The organism is Pseudaestuariivita sp. (assembly GCF_052825805.1).
Genome location: NZ_JBRBVB010000002.1, coordinates 323,815 through 335,591, shown reverse-complemented (window position 1 = coordinate 335,591; position 11,777 = coordinate 323,815). Strand labels below are relative to the sequence as shown.

At 65.6% G+C, this 11,777-nt stretch carries 11 protein-coding genes; 5 read left to right on the top strand and 6 right to left on the bottom strand.

Going from position 1 to position 11,777, the window contains the following annotated elements:
• Positions 1–252: 252 nt before the first annotated feature.
• From ACU0B3_RS02680 to ACU0B3_RS02670, 3 genes are read right to left on the bottom strand one after another with little or no spacing between them, the layout of a single operon-like run.
• Entirely contained in the window at positions 253–1,413 is a 1,161-nt protein-coding gene (locus ACU0B3_RS02680) for an acyl-CoA dehydrogenase family protein (RefSeq protein ID WP_446259264.1), read from the bottom strand.
• Positions 1,410–2,825 carry a carnitine 3-dehydrogenase gene (locus ACU0B3_RS02675; RefSeq protein WP_446259263.1) on the bottom strand — a complete coding sequence of 472 codons (1,416 nt, stop codon included), beginning with the start codon at positions 2,823–2,825 and terminating at the stop codon, positions 1,410–1,412. Before ACU0B3_RS02675 ends, ACU0B3_RS02680 begins: the two co-directional genes overlap by 4 nt.
• Before the next feature lie 52 nt (positions 2,826–2,877).
• Entirely contained in the window at positions 2,878–3,786 is a 909-nt protein-coding gene (locus tag ACU0B3_RS02670; protein ID WP_446259262.1) for a 3-keto-5-aminohexanoate cleavage protein, read from the bottom strand.
• A gap of 75 nt (positions 3,787–3,861) precedes the next feature.
• Here ACU0B3_RS02670 and ACU0B3_RS02665 point away from each other — a divergent pair, with 75 nt between their 5' ends.
• A complete protein-coding gene (locus ACU0B3_RS02665; RefSeq protein ID WP_446259261.1) occupies positions 3,862–4,836 on the top strand; it encodes a GlxA family transcriptional regulator in 975 nt (324 codons plus the stop codon).
• 411 nt (positions 4,837–5,247) lie between these two features.
• On the opposite strand, the gene ACU0B3_RS02660 is transcribed toward ACU0B3_RS02665, so the two are convergent.
• The 3 genes from ACU0B3_RS02660 to ACU0B3_RS02650 all read right to left on the bottom strand — a co-directional run bounded on the left by ACU0B3_RS02660 (position 5,248) and on the right by ACU0B3_RS02650 (position 7,951).
• Positions 5,248–5,979 carry an RlmE family RNA methyltransferase gene (locus tag ACU0B3_RS02660; RefSeq protein WP_446259260.1) on the bottom strand — a complete coding sequence of 244 codons (732 nt, stop codon included), beginning with the start codon at positions 5,977–5,979 and terminating at the stop codon, positions 5,248–5,250.
• A 92-nt stretch (positions 5,980–6,071) separates the two neighbouring features.
• Positions 6,072–7,184: a Ppx/GppA phosphatase family protein gene (locus ACU0B3_RS02655; RefSeq protein ID WP_446259259.1), complete on the bottom strand. Its 1,113-nt coding sequence runs from the start codon at positions 7,182–7,184 to the stop codon at positions 6,072–6,074.
• A gap of 95 nt (positions 7,185–7,279) precedes the next feature.
• Positions 7,280–7,951 (bottom strand): sulfotransferase family 2 domain-containing protein, encoded by a 672-nt coding sequence (locus ACU0B3_RS02650; RefSeq protein WP_446259258.1) that lies wholly within the window; start codon positions 7,949–7,951, stop codon positions 7,280–7,282.
• A 164-nt stretch (positions 7,952–8,115) separates the two neighbouring features.
• On the opposite strand from ACU0B3_RS02650, the gene ACU0B3_RS02645 reads away from it, so the two are divergent.
• From ACU0B3_RS02645 to ACU0B3_RS02630, 4 genes are all read left to right on the top strand, one after another.
• Entirely contained in the window at positions 8,116–8,412 is a 297-nt protein-coding gene (locus ACU0B3_RS02645) for a virulence factor (protein ID WP_446259257.1), read from the top strand.
• Between the two features lie 26 nt (positions 8,413–8,438).
• Entirely contained in the window at positions 8,439–9,359 is a 921-nt protein-coding gene (locus ACU0B3_RS02640) for a methylenetetrahydrofolate reductase (RefSeq protein ID WP_446259256.1), read from the top strand.
• Positions 9,360–9,544: 185 nt separating this feature from the next.
• Entirely contained in the window at positions 9,545–10,627 is a 1,083-nt protein-coding gene (locus tag ACU0B3_RS02635; protein ID WP_446259255.1) for a methyltetrahydrofolate cobalamin methyltransferase, read from the top strand.
• A gap of 162 nt (positions 10,628–10,789) precedes the next feature.
• The gene (locus tag ACU0B3_RS02630; protein ID WP_446259254.1) at positions 10,790–11,401 is read left to right on the top strand and encodes a LysE family translocator; all 612 of its coding nucleotides are present in this window, start codon (positions 10,790–10,792) and stop codon (positions 11,399–11,401) included.
• Positions 11,402–11,777: the final 376 nt, after the last annotated feature.

The following is an 11,777-nucleotide window of genomic DNA, read 5'->3' as shown; positions in this document are numbered from 1 at the left end:
GGGAGATGGCAGCGCAGGCGGACGCGTCGGAGCCTCCGGCGGGGATATTTTTCGCCAGAAGAAGCCCGAGGTAACGCCCTGTTAATGCGCGTCGTGACAGGAAGGGATGCGGTACAGGCGGGGACGCCGATGACCGCGCCAGGAGAAGCCCCCGAGCTGCCAGCGCACCTCGGGGGTGGACCCAGGTCTTGTGACTTCTTCTGGCTGAAAATATCCTCGCCGAAGGCATTGGACTTTTGGGTACACCGCGTGTCATGCGCCGAGCGGTCGCAGCAGGCTGCGCGCGATGATGTGGCGCTGGATTTCCGAGGTGCCGTCCCAGATGCGCTCGACGCGGGCATCGCGCCAGAATCGCTCGATGGGAAAGTCGCTCATCAGGCCCATGCCGCCGAAGATCTGCAGCGTGGTGTCAGTGACCCGGGCCAGCATTTCGGTGGCGTAGAGTTTGGACGAGGCGATTTGGCGGTTGGCGTCATGGCCCTGGTCCAAAGCCCACGCCGCGGCCAGTGTGAGGTGGTCGGCTGCATCGATTTCAGTGATCATGTCGGCGATCTGGAAGCCGACGCCCTGGAACTTGCCGATCTGCTGGCCGAACTGGCGCCGGGTCGCGGCGTGGTCGAGCGCGTAGTCGAAACAACGCCGCGCGCGGCCGACGGACATCGCCGCGACGGTGATGCGTGTGGCGTAGAGCCAGGTGTTCATCACCTCGAAGCCGCCATCGACCTCGCCCAGCACTTGCGCATCCGGGAGGCGGCAGTCGTTGAACTCCAGAATGCAATTCTTGTAACCGCGGTGGCTGACCGACTGGTAGCCGTCGCGGACCTCGAAGCCGGGGTGACCACGGTCGATGAGGAACGCCGTGATGCGTTTCTTGGGTCCCTTGCGGGTTTCGTCGACGCCCGTGGCGATGAAAACGATAAAGAAATCAGCGTGATCGGCGCCGGAGATGAAGTGCTTCGTGCCGTTAACGACCCAATCGCCGCCCTCGCGCTGCGCCGTGCAGCGCATGCCGCGAACGTCTGAACCGGCCTCGGGCTCGGTCATGGCGAGCGCGTCCATGCGGTCGCCGCGTACGGCGGGCAAAAGGTAGCGTTCGCGTTGGTCGCCCTCGCAGGCCATGAGGATGTTTTGTGGCCTGCCGAAGAAATGCGTGAGCGCCATGGAGCCACGCCCGAGCTCGCGTTCGACAAGGGCAAAGTCGAGGTGGTTCAGCCCGGCGCCGCCGACCTCTCCGGGGAAGTTGCAGGCGTAAAAGCCAAGCTCCTGGGTCTTGCGCTTGATGTCTGCGGCGAGGTCGGGCGGCACTTCACCGGTGCGTTCGACCAGCTCTTCGTGCGGGTAAATTTCGTTCTCCACGAAGCTGCGCACGGTGGAGACGATCATCTCCTGCTCGGACGTCAATCCAAAATTCATGTTTTGGCTCCGTGGGTTGCGGCGAGGCGTTCAACCTCTTCCATGACGTCCGCGCGCGGCGGGCAGCTACGGCGGGTCTCGAGGCTGACGTGGATGAGCATTTGCGTGCACGTGGCGTGGAGCGTGCCGTCAGCGCCCATCATCTCGTGGTGCAGTTTCAGCTTTTTGCCTGCACCCTCAATTACTTGCGTTGTGACTTTGATGTCTGCGCCCGCGTGCGTCTCGGCCAGATACTTGATGGTCGTTTCGACTGTGAAATAGCTGAGGCCCGCGTCGATGTAGGTTTGGTCGGCGCCGACGAGGCGCATGACGCTGTCGGCGGCGTCGGAGAACACTTGGCCGTAGCGCCCCTCGTTCATATGGCCGTTGTAGTCGGTCCAATCGACGGGAACCGTGCGCGCCACAGTCTCCAAAGGAGACGCATTATCAAGGGTTTGCGAAATGATCTTTTCATGGTGATTTAAGTGTGCACCGGCTGCGCTGCCTTGTTGGCGGAGGGCCCGCAGAAGGGCGACTAGGTTGTCGTCGCGAAGGCGTTCGAGTTCGCGGATGGACAGATGGCCCGATTGCGCGTCGGATTGCGCGGCAATCTTGTCGATCAGCGCGGCGTCAAGGTCGGGGACGTCCATCAGCTTGGTCCATGGCCAGGCGAGCGCGGGGCCGAATTGTTCGATGAAATGGCGCATGCCGGCTTCCCCGCCGGCAATCCGGTATGTCTCGAACAATCCCATCTGCGCCCATCGGAGGCCGAACCCCATGCGGATGGCCTCGTCGATCTGGGCAGTTGTGGCGATGCCGTCCTTGATCAGCCAGAGCGCCTCGCGCCAGACGGCCTCGAGAAAGCGGTCGGCGATGTGCGCATCGATTTCTTTCTCAACGCGGAGTGGGAAGAACCCGATATCTGTCAGGAGGTTCTGGGCCTTTTCAAATGTTTCAGGTGAAGATTTTGAACTGCCGACGAGTTCAACGAGCGGCAGGAGGTAGACCGGGTTGAACGGGTGCGTGACGAGGATGCGGTCCGGGGTCTTCGAGCCCTCTTGCAGCTCCGACGGTTTGAAGCCGGAGGTGGATGAGCCGACGAGCGCGCCCGCGGGTGCGTGGGCGATGATCTCTGCGAGGACCTTGTGTTTGAGCGGCAAGCGCTCGGGAACGCTCTCCTGCACCCAAGTTGCGCCGGTTACCGCGTCCGCGATCGTGTCGTGGAACGTGAGATTCCCTTCGGGCGGCAGGGCCACGTCGTAGAGCATCGGCAGGGCACGGCGGGCGCCGGCGAGGACTTCACCGATCTTGCGTTCGGCCTCGGGGTCGGGATCGTAGACACGCACATCCCAGCCCATCAGGAGGAACCGCGCCGCCCATCCGCCGCCGATGACGCCGCCTCCGATGATCGCTGCCGTGGTTTGGATCTGCATTGATGTATTGCCTGAGCTTTGCCGTGTATGGCGTTGCAATTGCTTATCTACTTCAAATTGGCGCGCGCTTCGTAAGACCCAGCCGGGTGCGCACTTCGGCGGGGCCAAGGAGCGTTGCGCCGAGCCCTTCGATGATGGTGCGGGCGCGCGTGACGAGCTCGGCGTTGGTGGCAAGCTGGCCCTTGCCGAGCCAGAGATTGTCCTCGAGCCCGACGCGCACATGGCCGCCTGCCAGCACGGAGGCTGCGACGTAGGGCATCTGGTGGCGTCCGAGCGAAAAGGCAGAAAACGTCCAGTCGGGCGGGACGTTGTTCACCATCGCCATGAAGGTGTTGAGGTCGTCGGGCGCGCCCCAGGGCACTCCCATGCACAGCTGGACAAGCGCGGGCGTCTCGATCACGCCATCCGCAACCAATTGTTTTGCATACCAAAGATGGCCAGTGTCAAAGGCTTCGATTTCGGGCTTCACGCCGAGGTCGGTCATGATCCTGCCCATGGCCTGCAGCATGCCGGGGGTGTTGGTCATCACGTAATCGGCCTCGGCAAAGTTCATCGTGCCGCAATCGAGCGTGCAGATTTCCGGGCGGCACTCGGCGATGTGGGCGGTGCGTTCTTCGGCGCCGACCATGTCCGTGCCGGCCACAAGGGGGAGCGGCGCGTCAGTGCCGCCGAACACCAGATCGCCGCCCATCCCGGCGGTCAGATTGAGCACGACGTCGACGTCCGCGTCGCGGATGCGGTCGGTCACCTCGCGGTAGAGTTTGAGATCGCGCGAGGGCGTGCCGGTTTCGGGATCGCGCACGTGGCAGTGGACGATGGCCGCGCCGGCCTTGGCGGCGGCGATGGCGCTCGATGCGATCTGCTCTGGGGAACGCGGGACGTGCGGGCTGCGGTCCTGTGTGCTGCCCGAGCCGGTCACGGCGCAGGTGATGAAGACCTCGCGGGTCATGGTCAGTGGCATGGCGCTCCCCCCCCGGTTGCGCTGCCACGGTAGATCGGAGATGACATGGCGACGCCCCAGAATTGGACGAAAATCATGCCGGATTGGACATGTGTGCCGCAGGAGCGGGTAAACGTCAGCTTTCTACTGCTCGATCAATTCTCGAACCTGTGTCTGGCCAATTGCCTTGAGCCGCTGCGCGCGGCGAACATGTTTTGCGGCGCGCCGGTCTTTGCCTGGCAGGTGTTCAGCGTCGATGGCGGGCCGGTGGAATCTTCGTCGGGGCTGCCGATCGTGCCGGATGGCGCGTTCGAGGAGCTGCTGCCGGAGGGCGTGGTGCAGGTGCTGGCGAGCTATGGGCATGGGGCGCATGATACGGCGGCCTTGCGGCGGCGGCTGGCGGCGCTGAGGAGGCCGGGTGTGCGCGTCGTCGGGCATGATACGGCGCCTTGGTTGATGGCGGCGGCGGGTCTGCTCGACGGGCGGATGGCGACGGTTCATTGGGATGTGCTGGACGCGTTTGCGGAGCGGTTTCTGGCGGTGACGGCGCTGCGCGAGCGGGTGGTACGGGACGGGCCGGTCTGGACCTCTGCGGGGGCGATGGCGGCTTATGATCTGACGCTCAAGCTGGTGGAGGAGACGTGCGGTGCTGCGATGGCGATAGATATCGCGGGGCTGTTTCTGAGCGATGGGCGGCAGACGGGGCGGCATGTGCATGAAGGCGACGAGATCGGCGCGATGCTGGCGGTGATCCGGGATACTTTGGAGGCGCCGCTGTCGGTGCCGGAGCTGGCGCGGCGGGTGGGCCTCGATCCCAAGACGCTGGAGCGGCGATGCCGGGCGCGGCTCGGGGCGCCGCCGAGCGTCGTGGCGCGGCACATTCGGCTGAGCGCGGCCTATCAGTGGGTCCTGACGACGCGCCAGCCTGTGAGCGAAATCGCGCTGCGGGCGGGGTACGAGACACCAGCCGCGCTGACGCGGGCGTTCAAGGCGCGGTTCGGGGTCACGCCGCGCGATTTGCGTCAAACCGGATCAAAACGCCATGAAATCGCCGCGTGGACGGTCGAGTAATGCCGCCTTGGGGCGGTATCCGGCGCGCATGGAACAGCGCAAGTTTGATGAGATCGCAGCTGCGGCGTCAGGGCATGGGCGTGTTTTGGCGCGTGGATCCGGTGGCCGTTCACAAGATGCGCGGACGCGCGGGCGGGCGCGGCTCTTCAAGCTGGTTGAACAGCAATCCCGCGATGAGGCGCCCGTCGATGACGCGCCAGCGCTCGCAACGCCCAAGCCGCGACGGGAGGCCGAGGTCTGTCCGGCGTTTGCCCGGAGGTTTCAGGAGATGGCGGCCCAGTCGCTGGGACATCGCCCTGCCAACCGCGAGTTGACGCTGAGGTTGCGCGGTCGATGAGACGGCGGATGCCCGGCATTTGAAGACAACGAACTGGTTCTAGGTCAGAGCAGTGTCTGCTAGACCTGCGAAGGCTAATCGTCTGACGATATCTCGCGGTTCGGGCCGCCGCGAAAGCCCCGAGCGACGACGAACTTTTCCGAGCTGTCGGAGCGCGAGGCGGGCGGTTTGACGTTGGCCACGGTCGTGAACTGCTGTTTGAGAAGCGTCTGGAGGCTGGCCTCCGCGCCGCCCTGCAGCACTTTGGCAACGAAGGTCCCGCCGGGGCTCAGCACCTCCATTGCGAAATGCGCCGCGGCCTCGCAGAGGGTGATGATGCGCAGGTGGTCGGTCTGCTTGTGGCCAGAAGAGGCCGCGGCCATGTCGGACATCACCACGTCCGCCGGGCCTCCGAGCCAGTCCTTGACCTTGTCGTCGGCGCCCTCTTCGAGAAAGTCGAGCTGGTGCAGCTCGGCACCCGGGATCGGCTCGACCTCCTGCAGGTCGATGCCGATGATACGGCCCTGCGCTTTGCCCGCGCGGTCGCCGAGGGCGTTGATGCGCGGGACGGCCACCTGGCACCAGCCGCCCGGCGCACAGCCGAGGTCCACGACGCGCGCGCCTGGCACCAGAAAGCGGTACTTGTCGTCGAGCTCGAGGATCTTGTAGGCGGCGCGCCCGCGCATGCCTTCGGCCTGGGCGCGTTTGACGTAAGGGTCGTTGAGCTGGCGCTGCAGCCACCGCGTCGAGCTGAGCTTGCGCCCGCGGGCGGTCTTGACCTTGACCTTGAGATCGCGCTGTCCGCGCCCGGAGGGGTTCTTTGCCATGGGCCTGTTTTAGGCGCAAACGGGGATGGGTGGAACCACCCATCCTACGGGGCGCGCGACCTCGTAGGATGCGGTGCTTGCACCCATCCCGGTCAGAAGGGGCCGTCTTCGAGCACGCCGTCGGCGCACATCTGCGCGTAGAGCAGCCCCTCGCGCAGACCACGGTCGGCGACGGAGAGACGGTCGGTCGGCCAGAGCCGGAGCAGAGCTTGCAGGATTGCAGCGCCCGACATGATGAGCGCCTGCCGGTCCTGCCCGATGCGCGGGTCGCGGCGGCGGCCTGCGGGACCAAGCTCGAGGTAGTCGCGGATCACCGCCTCGATCTGGGCGGAGGTCATACGCAAACCGTCCACCTTGGTCCGGTCGTAGCGCTTGAGGCCGAGGTGCGAGGCGGCGACGGTTGTGACGGTGCCGGAGGTGCCGACGATCTGAAAGCCCGCGCGGGCCTGCTCGTCGCCGTAGGGGGTGAAGTCCGACAGGTTCTCCTCGAAATACCAGCTCATCAGGGCGTAGCGCGCGGCGTCGTCGCTGACGTCCGAGAACTGATCGCGGAGCGTGGCGACCCCGAGCGGGACGGAGATCCAGTCGACCACCTTGGCGGCCGGAAAGGGGCTGTCGGGCGTGTGAAAGCCGGCGTGCAGGCGCATGATCGATTTGGGGCGGTCGTGCGCGGGCACGCCCGAGAGGTCGATCCACACCAGCTCGGTCGAGCCGCCGCCGATGTCGACGACAAGCAGCTGCTCGGTCTTGGTCGAGACAAGCGGCGCACAGGAGATGACGGCGAGGCGCGCCTCCTCCTCCGGCTCGATGATCTGCAGGCCGAGGTCGGTCTCGCGCTTGACGTAAGCTAGAAACTCCTTGGCGTTGCGCGCGCGGCGGCAGGCTTCGGTCGCCACGAGCCGCATCCGTTTGACGCGGTGGCGGCGCAGCTTTTGCTGGCAGATGCGCATCGCGTGCACGGTGCGTGACATCGAGGCACGGCTGAGCCTCCCCGACCCTTCGAGGCCAGAGCCCAGCTGGACGGATTTCGAGAAACTGTCGACCACATGGAACTGGTTGCCCTTGGGTTGGGCAATCAGCATGCGGCACGAATTTGTGCCCAGATCCAGCGCCGCATAGAGGTCGGCTGGATCGGGTTTGGCCGGTGCGGGGCTCTCAACCGGTTTCGGGAAGGCGCCCGCACCTTTGGGGCGCTTGGGCGCCATGTCACGCCCTCCGAGTCATGTGTTGCTCTAGAGACTAGGGACGGCCCGCGAGTCGCGCAAGGTGCGTACGGGGCGCGCGTGCTGTGCGCGGCGGATCAGGCGGTGTGCGCCGGCAGGGGATTGCGGTAGAGCCCGCCGAGATAGACATATTCCGCAGCGAGGCGCGCGCTGATCGCCTGCACCGTTTTTGGCGCCAGATCCCCCAGCGTCAGCCGCGCCTTCGACGAATTGGCGCGGGGCATCTGCACCTCTCGCCCCGTGCGGGCGCTCAGATCATCGGCGAGCTGTCCCAGCTCTTCGGTCTTGTAGACGCGGTCGAAATGCTCCTGCACCTGCCGCGGTCCGAGAAAGAGCCAGGCCGGCAGCACGTGGTGTTTCACGACCGAGGAGGCGCCGATGTAGGCGTCGAGGTTCTGAAAGAAGAAGTCCGGGTCCGGGTCGAGCGGCAGATGGGCGTAGTCCGGGTGCGACAGGTTGGGCGAATTGTGCAGCTCCTGCCGTCCGACCACCCGGTCGGTATAGGCCGACATCAGCCGCTTGACCGGATCGCGCACCACGCAAAACCGCCAGTGCTTGCGGTATTTGTGCCAGCGGTGCGGACGGAACCGCATGGTCTGGTAGATGTCGTGCACCTCTTCGCTGTCGGTGATCGTCTCGGGCGCCGGCGCGGTGGGGTCGAGCGCCAGAAGCGCCGATTTCACGGACGTACACCCCGCCTTGGGAAGCGCCATATAGGCGATCTGGAACGCGTCGACTGCAATGACCATCTGACGGACCTACCTCGAAAATGTCGCCCACGACCTCGCCCTGCTACGCGGCGTTAGCGGCAAGACCATGGCACAAGTCGGCATTGGACGTGGCAATGTCGAATTTGTCTCAGAGCTTTGCGATACCATCTCTTAACGAAGGGATAACTTGAGAGGATCGGCACATGCCCGACGTCACCATCGTCTACTGGCGCGACATTCCCGCCCAGGTCATCGTCGGCAAGGGCCGCCGGGGCGCGAAAAAGCAGCTGCCCGAGCGGTTTGAGCAGGCCATCGACCGCGCCGCGATGAAGGTGGGCGCGGCGGACACCGACGCCTACCTAGCCGAATGGCGCAAGGCGCCGCCGGTGGCGATGGAGGGCGATCCGCACGAGATTTGCGAGGCCGAGGCGACCCGGCTCGACACCGAATACGACACCACCCGGATCAAGGCACTCATCGCCAACGACGGATGGGCCTGACACCTTTGCGGATATGGGAGACCGCCATGGCTTTGCTCAACTTCAAGCGCAAGAGCGCACCCGGCCCGAGCGCCGACATGTCGGCCTTCCTTGCGGGCTACTCGATCGAGGTGATGCCGCGCACCGCCGAAAAGGTCGATGATTTCAAGACCCTGCTTGCCCCCGGCACGCGCGTCTACATCGCCCATATCGAGGGCACCCCGATTGAGGATATGGTGGCCACGGCCAAGCGTCTGGCGGACGACGGCTTTCCGGTCATGCCGCACTTTCCAGCGCGCATCATCAAGGATGACGCGACGCTTGGCGACTGGATCGCGCGCTACCAGGGCGAGGCGGGCGTCGATCAGGCGCTGCTGCTGGCGGGCGGTGTGACCACGCCTCACGGCGAATTCGACAGCTCGATGCAGCTGATGGAGACCGGGCTTTTCGACAAGGCGGGCTTTACGCGGCTGCACGTCGCCGGCCACCCCGAGGGCAACCGCGACATCGACCCGGACGGCGGTGAGGCAAACGTGATGGAGGCGCTGCGCTGGAAGCAGGCGTTCTCCGAGCGCACCGACGCGCAAATGGCGCTGGCCACGCAGTTCGCGTTCGAGGCGAAACCGATCATCGCCTGGGTCGACGCGCTGACCGCGGCGGGCATCGACCTGCCGGTGCACATCGGGATCGCGGGTCCGGCCAAGTTGCAAACGCTGATCAAGTTCGCCATTGCCTGCGGCGTCGGCCCCTCGCTCAAGGTGCTGCAAAAGCGCGCGCTCGACGTGACCAAGCTGGTGCTGCCCTACGAGCCGACGGACGTGCTTTCCGAGCTGGCCGCGCACAAGGCCGCGAACCCGGGCTTTGGCATCGAGCAGGTGCACTTCTTCCCGCTCGGCGGGATCAAGACCAACGCACGCTGGGCCATCGAGAACGGCGGCGCAGGCACCCGCCCGGTCGCCGCCGCGTGACCTTACAGATGGGGCGCGCGCCTCGCGCCTCATAATCAACCTGAGCAGATTTCACGCCCCTGCCCTCGCGCCTACCCGCGCGGGGCGGTAAAGAGCACCCAAGCCCAGATGTTTCGCGCGCGAAACATGGATTAACCAAAAGTTGCGCACGCAGCGGCGCACGACCCCCAGACAGAGAGCCCGCCATGACCCGCACCGTGATCGAAAGCCAGACCAAGACCGCCGTCATCGGCTTTGACGAGCCCTTTTGCGTCATCGGCGAGCGCATCAACCCCACGGGGCGCAAGATCCTGAACGAAGAGCTCGAGCGCGGCGATTTCTCCCGCGTGGAGGCGGACGCGCTCGCGCAGGTCGCGGCGGGGGCCAACGTGCTCGACATCAACTCGGGCGCGGTGTTCTCGAACAAGATGGCCGAGGACCCGCGCTACGCCGACAACAACTTTGTCGAGCCGACCCTGATGCGGGAGCTGGTGGAAAAGGTGCAGGCCGTGACTGACTGCCCGCTCTGCATCGACTCATCCGTGCCGGGCGCTTTGGAGAACGGCCTCGCCGCCGCCAAGGGCCGCCCCCTGCTCAACTCCGTCACGGGTGAGGAAGAGCGGCTCGAGATGGTCCTGCCGCTGGTCGCAAAATACAACGTGCCGGTGGTGGCGATCTCGAACGACGACACCGGCATCTCCGAAGACCCCGACGTGCGCTTTGCCGTCGCCAAGAAGATCGTCGAGCGCGCCGCCGACTTTGGCATTCCCGCCCATGACATTGTGGTCGACCCGCTTGTGATGCCGATCGGCGCGATGGGCACCGCAGGCCTCCAGGTCTTCACACTCGTCCGCCGTCTGCGCGATGAGCTGGGCGTGAACACGACCTGCGGCGCGTCCAACATCTCCTTCGGTCTGCCGAACCGCCACGGGATCAACAACGCCTTCCTCCCGATGGCGATGACCGCAGGCATGACGTCGGCCATCATGAACCCCGTCGCACTCCCGGTCGGTCCCAAGAAGCTGGCCGAGAAAAAGGCCGAGGTCGAGGCCGCCGGGATCGTGTTGCCCGCGGACATGGATGACGAAGCCTTCTGTCAGATGTTCGGCCTCGGCTCCACCAAACCCCGCGCCGGCAAGGAGATGGAGGCCATCCGTGCCGCCAACTTCCTGACGAACAACGACGAAGGCGGCGGCAACTGGATCGCCTTCAACCGCGCCCCGCCCAAGGCCGGCGAGGAAGGCCGGGGCCGCGGCGGCCGCGCGGGCGGACGTCGCCGCCGGGGGTGAGGCCACCTGAGCGCGCGCCGAGCGGGCGTTTTCGCTCCCTATCGGTCATGACAGGGTGCAAGACGCACGCGTGACATCTTTGAGGGAACCATCGCCGCGGCTGCGGCGCTGGGCTCTTGGTCGGTTCGTGCAAAGCGGGCCGGGGGCAATAAGGACACCGCCATGACCTTCGAGCAACTCATCGTCTTCCTTCCTGCCGCGCTTCTGCTGGCGGCTTCGCCCGGTGCGAACAACCTTTTGGCCTTCGTGTCGGCCACGAGGGCCGGATGGTTGAGGACAGCCAAGGGCATTCTCGGCCGGCTGGCGGCGTGGGCGGTGCTGGTCGTTCTCGTGTCCCTCGGCCTCGACATGTTGCTGCGCACGTCCGAGGTCGCCTTTGTGGCGCTGAAATGGGTCGGCGTTGCCTATCTGATCTACCTCGCATGGCAATTCTGGTCGGCGGATGTCTCGCAAGAGACCGAGGCGCCGGACGTTTCGACCCTGATGCGCCGCGAGTTCTTCACTCTGATGGGCAATCCCAAGGCGTATCTGCTGCTGACTGCCTTCTTGCCGCAATTCGTGAACGACGAGGCGGCGCTCATGCCGCAACTCTTCTCGCTGGGTGCGCTCTATTTGCTGGTCGAGGGCGTGGCCGCGCTCGTCTGGGTCTCGGCAGGCACCTTTGTCGGGGCGCGCGCCCTCACGCCGCTGCGGCGCAAGATCATCAATCGCGCCTCCGCCGGGCTCATGGGGGCTGCGGCTCTCCTGCTCGCGCGCACCGACCGGACGGTCTAGCACCAGCTTTCCCAAGCTAAACGCCCGGCACACGCCGCATTCCATCGCGCGTCCATGCCCGCACAAAAAAACCGCCGCGCAGCGGGAAGCTGGCGGCGGTGAGGTGAGCATTCGCCCATGTGGGACCCTCGGAGGCCCGAAAGTCAGCGGCAGGCAGTCCGCTGGGGTGCGCGTCAGGCAGAGCGCGCAAGCAACGAGGCAGTTGCCCGGGGCCGAGGCATGGGGATGCAGGCAGAATTCCTAGTGGAGAGCGTGAGAGGACCTTTGGATCAGACCGGAAGGTAAAGCGCGGCGAGCAGCATCACGGTGAGCGCGGCAGCGCCCACAGCGTCCTGCACCAGCGTGGCGCGAGAGCGGCGGAGCGTCGTTTTGAGTT